Origin of the sequence: Pedobacter sp. WC2423, assembly GCF_040822065.1 — a bacterium.
Taxonomy (GTDB): domain Bacteria; phylum Bacteroidota; class Bacteroidia; order Sphingobacteriales; family Sphingobacteriaceae; genus Pedobacter.
On sequence record NZ_CP162005.1, the window covers coordinates 4,109,628 to 4,126,187 of the forward strand.

9 protein-coding genes are annotated in these 16,560 nt (G+C 38.1%); 8 read left to right on the forward strand and 1 reads right to left on the reverse strand.

Annotated features, from left to right (window positions below):
• Positions 1-30: 30 nt before the first annotated feature.
• The 3 genes from AB3G38_RS17125 to AB3G38_RS17135 are packed head-to-tail and all read left to right on the forward strand — an operon-like array spanning position 31 to position 3,141.
• Positions 31-1,179 carry an ATP-binding protein gene (locus tag AB3G38_RS17125; RefSeq protein ID WP_367865044.1) on the forward strand — a complete coding sequence of 383 codons (1,149 nt, stop codon included), beginning with the start codon at positions 31-33 and terminating at the stop codon, positions 1,177-1,179.
• Positions 1,180-1,181: 2 nt separating this feature from the next.
• Positions 1,182-2,672, forward strand: a complete 1,491-nt coding sequence (locus AB3G38_RS17130; RefSeq protein WP_367865045.1) for a stage 0 sporulation family protein — start codon at positions 1,182-1,184, stop codon at positions 2,670-2,672.
• On the forward strand, positions 2,659-3,141 hold the full coding sequence (locus tag AB3G38_RS17135) for a gliding motility lipoprotein GldH (RefSeq protein ID WP_367865046.1): 483 nt from the start codon (positions 2,659-2,661) through the stop codon (positions 3,139-3,141). The genes AB3G38_RS17130 and AB3G38_RS17135 overlap by 14 nt, the downstream gene beginning before the upstream one ends.
• Positions 3,142-3,262: 121 nt before the next feature.
• On the opposite strand, the gene murF is transcribed toward AB3G38_RS17135, so the two are convergent.
• Positions 3,263-4,564 carry a UDP-N-acetylmuramoyl-tripeptide--D-alanyl-D-alanine ligase gene (gene murF, locus AB3G38_RS17140; protein ID WP_367865047.1) on the reverse strand — a complete coding sequence of 434 codons (1,302 nt, stop codon included), beginning with the start codon at positions 4,562-4,564 and terminating at the stop codon, positions 3,263-3,265.
• Positions 4,565-4,712: 148 nt separating this feature from the next.
• Between murF and AB3G38_RS17145 the strand changes: the two genes are divergently transcribed.
• The 5 genes from AB3G38_RS17145 (at position 4,713) to AB3G38_RS17165 (ending at position 16,559) form a co-directional block, all read left to right on the forward strand.
• Positions 4,713-7,199, forward strand: a complete 2,487-nt coding sequence (locus AB3G38_RS17145; RefSeq protein WP_367865048.1) for a M14 metallopeptidase family protein — start codon at positions 4,713-4,715, stop codon at positions 7,197-7,199.
• A 428-nt stretch (positions 7,200-7,627) separates the two neighbouring features.
• Positions 7,628-10,840: a SusC/RagA family TonB-linked outer membrane protein gene (locus tag AB3G38_RS17150; RefSeq protein WP_367865049.1), complete on the forward strand. Its 3,213-nt coding sequence runs from the start codon at positions 7,628-7,630 to the stop codon at positions 10,838-10,840.
• Between the two features lie 10 nt (positions 10,841-10,850).
• Positions 10,851-12,344, forward strand: a complete 1,494-nt coding sequence (locus tag AB3G38_RS17155; protein WP_367865050.1) for a SusD/RagB family nutrient-binding outer membrane lipoprotein — start codon at positions 10,851-10,853, stop codon at positions 12,342-12,344.
• A 23-nt stretch (positions 12,345-12,367) separates the two neighbouring features.
• Positions 12,368-12,868 carry a lipid-binding protein gene (locus AB3G38_RS17160; RefSeq protein WP_367865051.1) on the forward strand — a complete coding sequence of 167 codons (501 nt, stop codon included), beginning with the start codon at positions 12,368-12,370 and terminating at the stop codon, positions 12,866-12,868.
• A gap of 418 nt (positions 12,869-13,286) precedes the next feature.
• Positions 13,287-16,559, forward strand: a complete 3,273-nt coding sequence (locus AB3G38_RS17165) for a SusC/RagA family TonB-linked outer membrane protein (RefSeq protein ID WP_367865052.1) — start codon at positions 13,287-13,289, stop codon at positions 16,557-16,559.
• The last annotated feature ends 1 nt before the right edge of the window (position 16,560 follow it).

The window sequence follows — 16,560 nt, forward strand, 5'->3', positions numbered from 1 at the left end:
GATTGTTATAAATTTACTATTTTGCACCAAATGCAGTTTAAAGAGATCGTTGGACAGGAGGAAATTAAGCGTCAGCTGATACAGACAGTTGTGGAAAACAGGGTGAGTCATGCCCAGTTATTTCTCTCTGCTGAAGGGACGGGGTCTTTGCCCCTTGCTATTGCTTATGCTCAGTATATCAATTGTTTAGATAAATCTGATACCGATAGTTGCGGTGTTTGTTCTTCTTGCCGGAAGTACCAAAGATATATCCATCCTGATTTACATTTTTCTTATCCATTTTTTGCATCGAAAGATGTTAAAATTGCTGTCGATGTACTGGAAGAATGGCGAACGATGCTGTTGGCAGACCCTTATGTTGATCTTGATATCTGGAGATTGCAGTTAAGTGCTGAAAATAAACAGGCAAATATCAATATTGCTGAGTGCCATGATATTATTAAGAAATTAAGTTATAAAGCTTTTGAAGCGGAGACCAAGGTGCTGATTATGTGGCTGCCCGAATATCTGGAAAAAGAAGGCAACTCTTTGTTGAAAATTATTGAAGAGCCGCCTGCAAATACTTTATTCTTATTGGTCGCAAATAATCAGGAACACATCCTTTCAACGTTGTTATCGCGGACACAAATTGTCAAAATACCCAAGCTCCCTTTTGAAACTGTGCAAAACTACCTGACCAGCAATCACAATTTGTCGGAAGAACAGGCGGCGGCTTATAGTTTTCTGGCAGACGGCAATTTAATTGAAGCTAAATTACAGGCTGCACAGTCACACAACGATAATGCAGAGGTTTTTGCAGCGTGGCTGAGGATGGGTTATGGGAACCGGGTGCTGGATCTGGTTAATTTTGTAGATCAGGCAGCTAGCTGGGGAAGAGAAAATCAAAAGAATTTTTTAAAGTACGGAATCAGCTTTTTAAGAGAGTGCAGTTTATTGATGAGCGGAGCGGATAGTTTAGTGAAATTACCTGCCAGGACGCTTGATACCGCACAAAAATTAAGTAAACACGTACTGGATCTGAATATGGCTTCGGCAATTATCACCGAGCTGGAGCAAGCACATTACCATATAGAACGTAACGCTAATCCTAAAATACTATTTTTAGATGTATCTTTACAATTGGTAAAAATAATCAAGTTTAAAACGCTCCCGAAAGGGACTCAACATATATACAATTAGTTATGGGATGTGGAAGTTGTTCTACAGGTGGCGGTTGCGCCCCCTCAGGCTGCAAAAGTAATGGCTCATGCCTTACTGGAGGTTGTCAGAAAATGGAAGTTTACGATTGGCTGTCTAATTTGGACATGCCTTCTAATTATAAACCTTTTGAGGTTATAGAGGTTAAATTCAAAGGTGCGAGAAAGGAATTTTATCTGAATACTGATAATATTTATCTGGAAATCGGGGAACTGATTGCAGTAGAAGGTTCTACTGGAGGATATGATATTGGCCATGTCTCCTTAACAGGAGAGCTGGTGCGTATGCAGATGAAACGCCGTAAAACACCAATGGATCAGGTGACCCGAAAAGTCTACAGAAAAGCGACAGAAGCTGATGTGGATAAATGGAAACTCGCTAAGGATCTGGAATGGGAAACCATGCATAAGGCCCGTACACTAGCACTTGACCTGCGTCTTTCCATGAAAATCAGTGATGTGGATTATCAGGGTGATAAAACCAAAGCAACTTTCTTCTATACTGCCGAAGGCCGGGTAGATTTCAGGGAGCTGATCAAAAAAATGGCTGAAACTTTCCGCATCAGGATTGAAATGAGGCAGATCGGAATGCGTCAGGAAGCTGGAAGATTAGGAGGAATAGGGTCTTGCGGACGTGAATTGTGCTGCTCTACCTGGTTAACTAACTTTAAAACAGTTTCTACTGCTGCGGCAAGATACCAGAACCTTTCTTTGAATACTTTAAAACTTGCCGGACAATGTGGCAAGCTGAAATGCTGTTTGAATTATGAACTGGATACTTATCTGGATGCCTTAAAGGATATCCCGGATCGTGTGGAGAGCCTTCAAACTGAAATTGGTACAGCACGCCATCAAAAAACTGATATTTTCAAGAAATTAATGTGGTTTAGTTATCCAAATCAGGAAGACTGGATTCCATTGAAAGTGGACCGTGTAAAAGAAATCATGGCCATGAATAAAAAGGGACAGAAACCGGTTAATCTAAAAGATGAAGCGGTAGAACTGGCAACGACAGCTTTTGTGGAGAAAATCCCTGATTATGAAAATGTTGTTGGTCAGGATAGTTTAACCCGTCTGGACGATAAACCAAGAAATAAAAACGGAAAAAATAACAATAACAGAAATAAAACGAATGCGCCTAACAGGCCTGAACGTAGTGTAAAACCAGTTCAGTCCGCAGTAAAACCGGGGCAGCCGGCTGTTAAGCCCGGGCAGCCAGGCATTAAACCAAACCAGCAAAATGCAAAAGCAGGCCAGCTGGGTGCAAAACCAGTTCAACCAGCTCAGAAAGCTGCACAGCCAAACCAGAAACCTGCTGAAAACAGAAGAAATCAGGAAGTCAAAAAAGCAACTGAGGTAGTTAAAACAGAAGATGGAGAAGTCGTAAAAGCCCCTTCTGCAAGCCGGAATAACAGGTCGAGGAATAACCGCAGACGTAACAAACCAACGGATAAGCCAAAGAATGAAGAGAATTAAGATTTTTGTATTGTTATTTTTCAGTGTACTGGCAACAGGACTGCTGGGATGTAATACAAATAACCTGATTGATACGAACGAAGAAATGCCTCAGCGTAACTGGAGCTATGTCAATAAGATTAAGGGCACTGCGGAGATTAAAGATCCTGCAATGCCCGTATCTCTTAAGTTTAAGCTTAGGCATACTGCTGATTACAGATATGCTAATATTTACATTTTAATGCATCTGAGTGGTCCTGGTTTACCTAAAATCACCAGGCGTTATGAATATAAGCTGGCAGAGTCTGATGGCCAGTGGCTTGGAAAAGGTTCGGGAAACTTATATACTTCAGTTCTCCCATTACTGACTAATTATCATTTTCCGCAAGCAGGAAAGTATACTATTGAAATTGAACAGAATATGCGTGATAATCCTTTAAAGGAAATCAGCGATGCAGGAATTACCGTATCCGGGATTCCAGTAAAATAAACTCTTTTTTTTTATTGCTATTTATTAAGGAATCCGGCTGTTTACAGAACCGGATTTTTTGTTGATTTTTCGTGAAGCTGTAACCCTACGGAACTCAAGTTTAATACAGGTTATTAATGATTTATAAGACAGGTAATAATTGCTCTAAAGCCATCCCTCTTGAACCTTTCAATAAAACAAGGCTTCCTGTTATAGGGTTCGCTTTCAACCAGGCTTCAGCTTCCTTTGGCGTATTAAAAAACTGACCTTTAAACTTGTCTTTTAAGGCATAAAAATGTTTGCCTATTAAAATGACAGTAGCTAATCCTGATTTTTCCGCTAAAGCAGCTATTAAATGATGTTGCTCCCCGGTTTCAGGGCCTAGTTCAAACATATCGCCGATAATGGCAACTTTGTTTTTTGCTTCCAGTATAGAGATATTACCTAATGCTGCGGTCATGCTGCTTGGGTTGGCATTGTAAAAGTCACAGATAACCGTGTTGGTTGCCGTTTTAGTCAATTGTGAACGGTTATTATTCGGAAAATACGTTGCTAATCCTTTATTGATCTGATCGGGTGTAAGCTCAAAGAAAGAAGCGATACAAATTGCTGCCAGGATATTCTCGAAGTTATAAGCACCTGTCAGGTTTGCACTGACTTTAAAAACTTCCGTCTGTTTTTTCCAGCTTAATTCAATCAGCGGATCTGACTTTAAGAGTTGCCCGGTTACGGAATTCTCTCCTTCGGTTCCGTAATAAACCAGGTGAGTTAATCCGGCAGCACTACTCATTTCCATAATATATAGATTGTCTCTATTGATAAAGGCGGTGCCAGCTGTATTTTTAAGATGGGTGAATAACTCAGCTTTCCCTTTTTTTACCCCTTCAAAGCCCCCAAATCCATCTAAATGCGCCATTCCAATATTGGTAATCATTCCATGGGTAGGCTGAGCAATCGTGCATAGAAATTCAATCTCTTTTTGATGGTTGGCACCCATTTCAATCACTGCTATTTCAGTACCAGGAGCAATGGATAAAATTGATAAAGGAACGCCAATATGATTATTCAGGTTACCTTTTGTAGCAAAAGTTTTATATTTTTCACTAAGTACAGCGTTGATCAGTTCTTTGGTTGTTGTTTTTCCATTACTTCCTGTCAGGCCAACAATAGGAATGTGAAGCTGTGTGCGATGGTAACGGGCCAAATCCTGCAAAGCAGTTAAGACATCTTCAACCAATAAACAGGAGTCATTAATCCGATATTCCTCATTGTCTATAATCGCATAGGCAGCACCCTGTTTTAAGGCTTCTTCAGCAAATGTATTGGCATCAAAATGTTCGCCTTTTAATGCGAAGAACAAACAGCCTGTGCTAATATTCCTGGTGTCAGTACAAATAACCGGGTTTGACAGGTAATGCTGATAAATAGATTCAATTTGGGACATGGCGTAGGTTGTTGTGGTAATTGGTGGTAAAATTACATTATGGATTACAAACAAAAAATATTCTTTAGTACTTTGGTGTTAAGAAATCGTTTAAATTTAAACAACCTGCAAATTAACTTATTATTAATAACCTGAATAAACTGGCCTGATGAAGAAAATTACGCTCTTATTTTTATCACTATTCATCTGCTTTACGGCTATTCAGGCACAGATAAAATCTCCGGATACATTTTTGGGTTATCCGCTGGGCACAAGATTTACTCCGCATTATCAAATTCTGGCTTATTTTAAATACCTGGCTGGAGCAGATAATAATATCAAAATCATCAATTATGGCAAGACTTATGAGAATCGCGAGTTATTAGTCGCTGTAGTCTCCTCAAAAGATAACATAAGCAATCTTGAACAGCTTAGAAAGAATAATTTAAGTTTGAGTAAGGCAGAAGGAGGAGCGCTCAGTTTAAATAAACAGCCTGCTATTTTATGGTTAAGCTATAATATACATGGAAATGAAGCCAGTTCATCAGAAACAGCAATGAAAATGCTGTATACTTTAGCTGAAGGTGTAAACAGGCAAACAAAAGACTGGCTGAAAAATACGATAGTTATCATCGACCCCTGTCTGAACCCTGATGGAAGAGAAAGGTATATTAATTATTATACAGGTGTAGCAGGTTTGACCCCTGATGCGAATCCTTTTTCCAGAGAGCATACAGAGCCCTGGCCAGGGGGGCGTCCGAATCATTATTACTTTGACCTTAACCGCGACTGGGCCTGGCAATCTCAAATTGAAACGCAACAGCGTCAGGTTTTATATCATCAGTGGATGCCTGAGGTACATATAGATTTCCATGAGCAAAGTTATAATGAACCCTACTACTTTGCACCTGCTGCCGAGCCGGTACATCAGGATATTACGGCTTTTCAGCGTGAATTTCAAATTATAGCCGGAAAAAATAATGCCCGTTATTTCGATAAAAACGGATGGCAATACTTTACAAAAGAGCGATTTGATTTATTATACCCTTCTTATGGAGATACTTATCCTTTATATAATGGGGCAATCGGGATGACTTATGAGCAAGGTGGAATTGGCGCAGGTTTAGTTGTAGTGACTGCCAATGGTGATTCTTTAACTTTAAAGGACAGGATAAACCATCATCTGACAACTGGGCTTGCTACGCTGGAAACCGTGTCTGATAATGCTTATAAACTGGTTGCGGAGTTTAAGAAATACTTTACCCAGGCAGTTTCTTATCCTTCTGGTACTTATAAAACTTATGTAGTGAAAGCTGATAATCAAAGCAGAATGAAAAAAATGGCTGCTTTGTTAACAAAGAATAATATCAAATATGCTTTTGGAGGTGATAAAACAATAGCGGGATTTAATTTCGGAACAAAAAAGACGGCACTTTTCAGATTGAGCAGGAATGACATGGTGATCAGTCTTAAACAGCCAGCGTCTGTTTTAGCGAACGTACTTTTTGAACCTCAAACGGTGGTCACAGATTCAAATACCTATGATATTACTGCCTGGGCGTTACCTTATGCCTACGGTTTGAATGCTTTTGGGTGTAAAGAAGTGTTTGCTGGTGAATTTCCGGAACCTGAACTTAGGAAGGATAGTGTGCAAGTATTGGTAAAGCCTTATGGATGGGGCTTGTCCTGGGATGCAATTGAGGATGCTCAGATTTTAATCGCACTGCACCGGGCAAATATTAAGGTCCGTATTGCAGAACAAGCTTTTACTGTAGCAGGAAAAGTTCGTCAGGCAGGGTCATTGTTGATTTACAGGGCTGAAAATGAGAAACTCCATAAGTTTATTGAGGGAGATATTGCTGCGCTTTCTAAAAAATATAGTAAACCCTTTTTTGCCATTGCCGGCAGTTATGTAGAAAAGGGAAAAGATCTGGGTTCTTCTGCTTATCCATTACTTCCGGTACCCAAAGTTGCGATGGTTGCCGGTCGGGATATTTCTGCTCAGAGTGTTGGAGAGGTCTGGCACTTTTTTGAGCAGGAATTGAATTATCCATTGAATATTATATCAGAACAAAGCATTGGAAGCTTGAATCTGGCAACTACTAATGTCCTGATTTTGCCTGACGGGTCTTATATGCGTAGAAATATGGAAAAATTGGAAGATTGGATTAACCTTGGCGGTAAAGTGATTCTTTTGGAAGATGCTATTTCAAGTGTAGTAGGAATCAAGCCGTTTGAGATCAGAAAGAAAGAGTTTCCGGCTGCTGCAGTAAAAGACGGGTTTTTTCGGAGTTATAATGAAAAAGACAAAGACAATGCAGCAGATGCCATCCCCGGAGCTATTTATAAAGTTACACTGGATAAGAGCCACCCTTTTTCCATAGGGCTGGGCGAAGTTTATTATACTTTAAAAACGGATGATAAGATTTATGAGCCTTTGCAAAAAGGATGGAATGTCGGGATGTTGAAACCTGATGCATACGTAACTGGAGTTGCTGGTAAAAATATACAGGAAAAATTAACACAAGGGATGTTATTTGGCGTGCAGCCATCTGGTAAGGGAAATATTGTATATCTCTCTTGTAATCTAACATTTCGTTCGTTTTGGGAAAGTGGTAAGCAACTTTTTGCTAATACTATATTTCTCGTGTTTTAGCATTATAGAAAGGGTTTTTTAATTGATAATTGGTTTTGTAGTCGCTTTGTGATAGTTTATTTTGTTAAATATTGGTTGTTTAACCATTTATTTGTGGTCCTATATGTAATTGTCATATAAAGGTCATAATATTGTATCGTTTTAGCGAAAACAGGAAGTAGAATCTTCTATGAGCTATATTAGAGCTATAATTAATTAACTGAACCCACACTTAAATTACAAAAATCTAATGAAAGAGTCTTTAAATGCTTATTCATTCTTGCGCGTTGAAGAAAGTTAAGAACGCCCAAATCCAAACAATGGCGATTATTTAGACCAGGCCTGATGATGGCTTTCGTATTGAATAATCAGTCTATCTTATTTATTTAAATGCTTTCATACCTGATTGCATTCCTGACAATTTAAAACATTATTTAATTAAATTATTTATGAAAAAACTTATACTAAGTTTATTCGTATTCTTATCTGTTGCAGGAGTAGCTGTGGCACAAGAACGAACAATAACTGGTACAGTAACATCACAGGAGGATAAACTACCTATCCCGGGTGTTAGTGTAAAATTAGTGGGAGCTCCGGGTGGGGCTGTAACCGGGGCTGATGGTAAATTTGCCGTCAAAGCACCTTCCGCTGTTAAATCGTTACAATTCTCATTTATTGGGTATGCAACCCAGATTGTACCATTAACATCCTCATCAACTGTAAATATTTCGCTGGTGAGTGACAGTAAGGGATTAAATGAAGTCGTTGTTACGGCCCTTGGACTATCAAGAGAACGTAAAACTTTAGGTTACTCTTCAACTCAGGTTAGTTCAGAAGAAATAAACAGAGCAGCACCTACAAATCTTGCAGCAGGTTTGCAAGGTAAAATTGCGGGTGTTGATATCTCTAATACTTCAGGCTCACCTGGTGGATCGAGTAAGGTTATCTTACGTGGATTTGCATCTATCGGAGGTAATAATCAGCCATTATATGTAGTAGATGGTGTGCCAATTAACAATTCACGTCCGGGCGGACAAGCTCCGGCAGGAAGTGTTGGTGATCTGTCAGATAATTATGATTTTGGAAATGCAGCAAATGATATTAATCCAAATGATATTGAAAGTATCAGTATTCTAAAAGGAGCTGCGGCCAGTTCACTTTATGGTTCACGTGCATCAAGTGGTGTTATTTTAATTACCACTAAAAAAGGTCAGAGTGGAAAATTAAAAATCAATTTTTCAACGGCAGCATCTTTTACTCAGGTTTCGATCGTTCCTGATATGCAGGATAAATTCGGGCAGGGCTGGAATAAAACTGACTATATCGCGGAGAACGGAAGCTGGGGACCAAAATTAGATGGGATGGAAAGAGGCTGGGGTTCAATTGTTGATGGTGTTCAGCAAAAACAGCCATTCTCAGCTATAAAAAACAATTTCAGAGATGCTTTTGACACAGGTAAGGAATTTAACAATACTTTGTCATTTAGCGGTGGAAATGATAATTCTACGTTTAACGTATCTTATGGTAATGTTTATAGTGATGGAATTTTACCGGGTAAAAATGATACCTATAAAAGGAATTCACTTACACTGGGTGGTTCAACGAAATATAAAGCGTTGACGATATCAGGTTCTGCAAATTATATTGGTAAAAATTCAAGATTTGTTCAAACAGGTCAGTCTACCTCAGGTATTGGTTCCTCTTTTTATGAAGACGTTTTACAGATTCCTGTAAATTATCCGATCAAAAGTTTTAAAGACTATACTGCGAAGTACAATAATGTAAATGATTACTTCTCTCCATTCTCTCAAAACCCATATTATTCAGTAAATGAGAACGGATCGATTTTTAAAAGTGATCGTCTTTATGGAAATGTGGACATCAAAGTAAAAGCTTCAGACTGGTTAACTTTACAATTCCAGCAAGGTGCTGATTTAAATAATATCAGTGATAAACTTTTCAATGCAAAGAACAATCCTGTTGCAGGAAGCTGGGCAGGCGGAGGAAACGATGAAGCCTATAACAGACAAGAAAGTGTAGGTAATGTTGTGGAAGGAGCTGAAAGATATTTTGAGTTCGATTCTAAATTAAACGCATTGTTTTCTAAAAAACTTAGCAGTGACTTTGATATCAATGGTTTGGTAGGTATGAACTTTAATGATCGTGGATCAAGAGCTTTATATACTGGTATTGAAAACCTGGCTATTCCAGGATTTTATAATATCAACAATACAGCGAATGACCCTACCTCAACCAATACAGAATCACACAGAAGGATTTTTGGTATGTATGCTTCGGCAGCAATTGGTTATAAAGGATATGCTTATTTAACATTGAATGCACGTAATGACTGGAGTTCAACACTTCCTACTGCATCAAACAGTTTCTTTTATCCTGGAGCTAACTTAGCTGTTGTATTATCTCAGGCATTTGATTTGTCAAATGCTAAAATCAGCTTATTGAAATTAAGAGCAGCTTATGGCCAGACTGGTAGTGATACCGATCCATACAGAATCTACAATACACTGACAAGAGCCAGTATTCCATTAGGTTATGGAAATATTATTTTCCCTATCGGAGGCGTACCAGGATACACAATCTCTAATACTTTAAATAATCAGAACTTAAAACCTGAAAAAAGTACAGAAACTGAGCTGGGTGGTGAGATCAAATTTTTCGATAATCGTTTAGGAATTGACGTAAGTTATTATAACCGCGTAACCAATAATCAGATTCTTCCGATTGATGTTTCTCCATCTACTGGCTATATTTCCAGGGTTGTAAACTTTGGTAAAGTTAGAAACAGAGGTGTTGAGATTGCGGTTACAGGAACACCGGTAAAAACTCAGGACATTACCTGGGAACTTGGTTACACCTTCAGTAAAAACAGAAACGTTGTTTTAGAGTTGCCTGATGGATTAGCATCGGTAGATCTTAACTCAGCTTATGATGCAAAATTTGTGGCTAAAGTTGGAAGACCATTAGGTGTTTTTGAAGCGCCGGTTCAGAGCTTTGATCCTCAGGGAAGAGTAATTGTATCTGACAGGGGTTATCCTATTGTTTCTGGTACAAATGGTGAATATGGTACTTCGCAGCGTGATTTTGTAATGGGTTTTACCAACAGGTTTACTTATAAAGAATTTACATTCTCCTTCACTTTAGACTATAGAAAAGGTGGTGTATTCTATTCAGGTACCGCAGATTTGTTAAACTTTGTGGGTAATGACCCTAAAACGCTTTACAATGACAGACGTACAATGATTATTCCAAATTCAGTAAAAGCTGTTACTGGTGCAAATGGTGCTGTTACTTATGTTGAAAATACAACGCCGATATCTGAGGCAAACTTCAATTCTTTGTACTATACTACTCAGGGACTTGCTACTGCATATCAGAACAGGATTTTGGATAAAACGTTCTTAAAAGTCAGAGATATCACATTATCTTATGCGCTGCCTAAAAGTGTAGCTAAGAAAATTGGTTCTGAAAGAGCGACCATTACTGCTTACGGAAGAAACATGTTTACGTGGTTGCCTAAAGGGAACCGTACTATTGACCCGGAAGTTTCAAACTTAGGTAACGACCTTGCAAGTGAATTCGGTGAATTCAGATCAGGTCCTTCTACAAAGAATTTTGGACTTTCTTTAAACATAACTTTTTAAGCGATCGATCATGAAAAAAATATTTAATAATAAATTAGCGGTGTTTTCTTTATTAGTCCTGACTCTTGGATGTAAGAAAACATTAGATATAAATCAAAGTCCTAATAATCCACCTATTGAATCTGCTACAATGGAGGTGTTATTCCCTTCAGCTGTAATGTCCACTGCAGGCAGAGTTGGTGGAGACTTGTCTATTGTCGGAGGTATGTGGGCGCAATTCTGGACGCAAAATAATAACTCAAGTCAGTTCAGGACTGTCGATGTTTATGATTTGCCAAGTGCTTCTCAATATGTAGATGGTCCATATGCTGCGCTTTTTTCTGGCGCATTATTCGATTATTCATTAGGTTTGTCCAAAGCTGCTGAAGCTAAAAACTGGAAGTATAATTTAATGTATACTGTAATGAAAGCATATACTTATGAAGTTCTCGTTGATTTATACGATAAGGTTCCTTATACGGAGGCTTTCCAGGTTAATGCAATTCTTCAGCCTAAGTTTGATGATGGATATACGGTTTATCAGGGCTTAATTAAAGAAATCGATGCTGCATTGGCTAAAGATTACAAAACAGGTCCATGGACAGCGGCTCAAAAAGCAACTGATTTCGTTTTTGGAAAAACAGCAACAGCTGCACAATTTGATAACTGGGAGAAATTTGCCAATACTTTAAAGCTGAAGATGTATCTGCGTATGGTGAATGCAAAACCAGCTGAAGCGGAAGCAGGGATCAGAGCCTTATATGCTGCTAATGCTAAATTTTTAGATGTTCCGGCGCAGGTTGATCTTTTTGTTTCCTCGCCTAATAAAAGTAATCCTTTCTTTGAGTATAACTTTAGAAGGTTAAATACACCAGATAACTTAAAAGCAAGTACAACTTTTACAAGCTGGTTAAATGTAAATGCTGATCCAAGGGCTGAGGCTTACTTTGGAGTTGAGAATCCTGTGCCTTCAATTAACCAGGGTGATTACCTGGGAGGCCCTACACATCCGGAGTATAATGATGCTGTAAACGTTGTCGTAAATGCGACAGATCCGGTTCCTTTTATCTCTCTTGCTGAGTCTTATTTTATGCAGGCAGAGGTGTCAGAGCGTTATTTTGGTGGTGCAAATGGAAAAGCATTATACGATCAGGGTGTTGCAGCAGCTTTTGCACAAGTTGGTATTACTCCTAATGCGACTATTTTAGCAACTTATGCTTATCCATCAACTGGTAATTTTGAAACTAAATTAGAAGCTATTATTACTCAGAAATGGGCATCATTTTTTGGTTCTCATGGATTGGAAGCCTTTTTTGAGCAGAACCGTACTGGCTACCCAAAAACAAGTACTATCTATTCTGATGAGGCTGGTTATATTCCAGGTCACATTGTATACACTCCAAATGGGGTAACTGGAGAAGGGAATTTTCCTAGACGTTTTGTTTTTCCGGATAGTGAAGTGAGGAGAAATACAAATACACCTGCAAAAGTTCCATTGACAACGAAAGTTTGGTGGGGTAAATAATTTATTTTAATTAACAGAAGAACATGAAAAAAAATATTATAATAAATACTGTGGTAATGGCATTGCTGGTATTATTCTCTTCCTCTTGTAAAAAGGATCAGGAAATTGGTGGTACGGCTGTGCAGAGCCTTGCAGGTGATTGGTACGTTAAAGTTAACGGTACTGGTCCTTATATAACCTTATCCACTTACAATACCTCTGCAAATTTAAGTACTGAAATGTGGCTTCAGTCTACAGGCCTTAAATCTGGTACTGTTGCACTTGGTATAAAGGGCAAAGTTGCTGTGGATGCCAGTGCTCAAACGTTTACAGGAACAAATGTTGCGAACGTAGCTTCTACAAGTGCGACTATTCCAACTTTTAACGTTGCTAATGGAAAAGTTGTTTCAAACGGGACTACCGGCCCTGTTTCTAAAACACCAACAGATTTAATTTCACTTGATATTACTATTAATGGCGTTACCTATAAAGTTGCAGGTTTCCATAAAACCGGATTCCAGGTGGATGATCCTGCTAATATGTAATAGCAAAAGATTATAGATTTATAATGTCAAAAAGCTGTCTCTGATTGAGGCAGCTTTTTGTGTTTTAAATTTAAAATCAGAGGTTGCTGAGAAGGCTTGAGATTATCAGGAAAAGAAATATTGATGTGGTCAAATCCGACAAATGATGTGTTATTTTAAGTAAATTGTGTTGTGGGTTATAAGTGTGTTTCAAAACTTAAAATCTGGTAATCAAAACTTTCTTTCTTGTCCGAAGTCCAGTAAATCAGTTGTTGAAAAACGCCGATTCTACTATGAATAAACCTTTTATTCAAAAAATTAGATATCATATGATTTTTGTGTTACAACACTCAAAATTAGAGTGGAAAAATAAAAGATATGATATTTTAGGTTATCTTAGAACCTTATTAACTCATTAACAACCTATAATTAATTTTTTATGAAAAAACTTATACTAAGTTTGGTCATGTTCTTATGCGTTGCAGTAGCTGCAATGGCGCAGGACAGAACAATAACTGGTACTGTGACAGGAAAGGATGACGGGCAACCCATTCCTGGTGTCAGTGTAAAAATCAGAGGAGCTCAAGGTGGAGCTCAATCTGGAGCTGACGGAAAGTACGCAATCAAAGTTCCAGCAGGAGCTACAGGCCTTGAATTTAGTTCACTAGGGTATCTTAATCAAGTTGTTGAAATTAAAGCCGGTAATGTAATTAGTGTTAGCCTTGCAGCTGATACGAAATCATTAAGTGAAGTTGTTGTTACAGCAAACTCGATCAAGAGAGAAAAGAGAACATTAGGTTATTCAGCACCAACGATCAAAAACGATGAATTGACATCAGGTGGGAATCCAAGCGCGATTACTTCTTTAACTGGTAAAGTAGCTGGGGTAAACATTACTTCAAGTTCAAATACTCCAGGTAGTTCATCGCGTATTGTACTTCGTGGTGGATCTTCAATTAACGGAAATAACCAGGCGCTGATTGTTATTGACGGTGTGCCTGTCGATAACTCTAGTGTAACTGGTGGTAGTGCAGCTGGTAGTGGTGATGACAGATCAAGTGTTGACTTTGGTAACAGGGGAAATGATATTGCTCCTGATGACATCGCTTCCGTAACTGTATTAAAAGGGCCGGCTGCGGCAGCTCTTTATGGAGCACGTGCATCTAATGGTGCTTTAATTATCACCACAAAAAGTGGTGCTAAAGGTGATAATAAAACTTCTATTACTTTTAATACTTCCAATACCTTCTCTTCAATTTTAAAATTACCTAAATTCCAGAATCAATACGGACAAGGTTATTATGCAACTGATGATGATGGTAATCCTAAGGTTACTAATGGAGTTCAACAGTATGTAAATGATCCAAGAGAAAATGGTAGCTGGGGAGCTCCTTTTACAGGAACTGTACAGCCTTGGGGACAACAAATTGACGGTGTTCGTCAGCAGAAGGCTTATTCAGCAATTAAAGATAACGTTAGAGATTTCTTTAGAACGGGATTTGCAACAGATAATAACCTGAGCTTTTCTGGTGGTACTGATAAATCTACTTTCTATTTAGGTTTAAATTCGTTGAACTCTGACGGAGTTTTTCCAGGAAAAAGTGATACTTATAATAAGTATGGTGTAAGATTTAATGGTAATACTGATTTCAGCAATAAATTTTCAGCAGGTATTAACTTCAATTACACCAATGTAGCCAGTAACAATATTGGTGGTGGACAAGGTGCTTCTTCAGTACTGAATAACGTATATCAGACACCAAGAGATATTCCTTTGAGTAGCTTAAGTGATTTGAGTAATAAATACAATAGTTTCGGCTATACAGGTGCAGATGGCGTACGTCGTGATAATACGTATGGTTATTATGGTGCTTATACGCTAAATCCATACTATGTTTTGCAGAGTTTTCAAAATACGGATAATATCAGCCGTGTAACTGGAAATTTCAATATTGGTTACAAGCCTACGGCCTGGTTAGACGTAAAGGAAAGAGTTGGTGTGGATACGTATTCAGACCGACGCAGACTAATTACTCCAAAATATAGTTTTGTTCCTGCCGATACTGGTAATATGTACGATCCGGATGGTAATAAACAATCAAATGTTGGAGCTTACGAAATAGACCAGTTTAATATTACTGAATTGGTACATGATTTAATGGTTACAGCACGTCATAAATTCAATGATGATTTTGAAGGATCATTAATGTTGGGTAATAATATCCGTCAGAGATCAAGCAACATCAATCAAACTGCAACCAATAATGGGGCTGGTTTAGTTGTTCCTGAATGGTATAATTTAGCTAATAGCAATGGGCCTATTAACATTATTACTGACCAGATCAGCAAAAGAAGGTTAGTTGGTTTGTATGCGGATTTAAATCTTTCGTACAAAAACTTAATTTATTTAGAAGCAACAGCCAGAAATGACTGGTCTTCAACATTGCCTACGCAAAATAATTCATTCTTTTATCCTAGTGTAAGCGGATCATTTGTTTTCTCTGAATTGTTGAAAGGATCGTCAATCTCAGACTGGTTGACTTATGGTAAAGTTCGTGCAAGTTACGCTCAGGTTGGTAATGATACTGATCCTTATCAATTAGCTACTAACTATGTTCGTGGAAATATAACTAGTGCTTTTGGTGGTACAACTTTCCCTTTTAACAATGTACCTGGTTTAATGATTAGTAGTACTATTGGAAATGCTAACCTTAAACCTGAAAAAACATCATCTTTTGAGGTTGGTACAGAATTAGGTTTCTTTGATAACCGTTTCTCAGTAGATTTCAGTTATTATAAAAATAACTCTAAGAATCAAATTTTACCAGTTCCAGTCCCTAATTCTACAGGTTATGGTTTTAGCGTGTTAAATGCTGGAGAAATTCAAAATAATGGTGTTGAGTTAAGTTTAAGAGGTACTCCGATTAAAACAACTGACATCACCTGGGAAGTTTTCGGAACTTATACTAAGAACAACAGTAAAGTTGTTTCGCTTTTACCTGGTGTTGATCAGGTTACTATTGGTGGATTTGGTGGAATGGGTATTGTTGCTGCTGTTGGCAAACCTTACGGTGAATTCTATGGGGTTACTAATCAAACTGATGCTCAAGGCAGAACTATTGTAAGTAAATCAAGCGGTTTACCTCTTCAAACTAAGACTGCACAATATCTGGGTAGCTACAATCCAGATTACCAGGCTTCATTAGGAACAACTTTCAAATACAAACAAGTATCATTAAGTGTTTTGTTTGATACTAAACAAGGTGGTAAATTTTTCTCGAGAACTAAAGATATCTTAAGTTTCGCGGGAGCTGCTGAGATTACAGGCGGAGACAGAATGAATGTCATCTATCCTAATTCTGTTTATATAGAAAACGGTGCTTCAGTTGTCAATACTAGTGCGACTTATAATAAACAAGATTACTATACTGGTAGTGTTGCTCCTGGTGTAAATGTAATCGATGCTTCTTACATTAAACTACGTTCTGCAAGTATTGCTTATCAATTTACTAAAGATCAATTAAGACGTAGTCCTTTTGGTGCATTAACTATAGGATTATATGGTAACAACTTATTCTTATGGACAGCTAAAGAAAACGTATATGCAGATCCTGAGATCAACTCTTCTGGTGCTTCAAATGCACAAGGATTTGACTTCACTGCACAGCCATCTGTAAGAAATTATGGTATCAATCTAAAAGTTTCATTTTAAA

What these genes read in the sequence shown, in the direction of transcription:
- AB3G38_RS17125 (WP_367865044.1), top strand. Translation starts at nt 31, where the DNA reads ATGCAGTTTAAAGAGATCGTTGGACAGGAGGAAATTAAGCGTCAGCTG.
- AB3G38_RS17130 (WP_367865045.1), top strand. Translation starts at nt 1,182, where the DNA reads ATGGGATGTGGAAGTTGTTCTACAGGTGGCGGTTGCGCCCCCTCAGGC.
- AB3G38_RS17135 (WP_367865046.1), top strand. Translation starts at nt 2,659, where the DNA reads ATGAAGAGAATTAAGATTTTTGTATTGTTATTTTTCAGTGTACTGGCA.
- murF (WP_367865047.1), bottom strand. Translation starts at nt 4,564, where the DNA reads ATGTCCCAAATTGAATCTATTTATCAGCATTACCTGTCAAACCCGGTT.
- AB3G38_RS17145 (WP_367865048.1), top strand. Translation starts at nt 4,713, where the DNA reads ATGAAGAAAATTACGCTCTTATTTTTATCACTATTCATCTGCTTTACG.
- AB3G38_RS17150 (WP_367865049.1), top strand. Translation starts at nt 7,628, where the DNA reads ATGAAAAAACTTATACTAAGTTTATTCGTATTCTTATCTGTTGCAGGA.
- AB3G38_RS17155 (WP_367865050.1), top strand. Translation starts at nt 10,851, where the DNA reads ATGAAAAAAATATTTAATAATAAATTAGCGGTGTTTTCTTTATTAGTC.
- AB3G38_RS17160 (WP_367865051.1), top strand. Translation starts at nt 12,368, where the DNA reads ATGAAAAAAAATATTATAATAAATACTGTGGTAATGGCATTGCTGGTA.
- AB3G38_RS17165 (WP_367865052.1), top strand. Translation starts at nt 13,287, where the DNA reads ATGAAAAAACTTATACTAAGTTTGGTCATGTTCTTATGCGTTGCAGTA.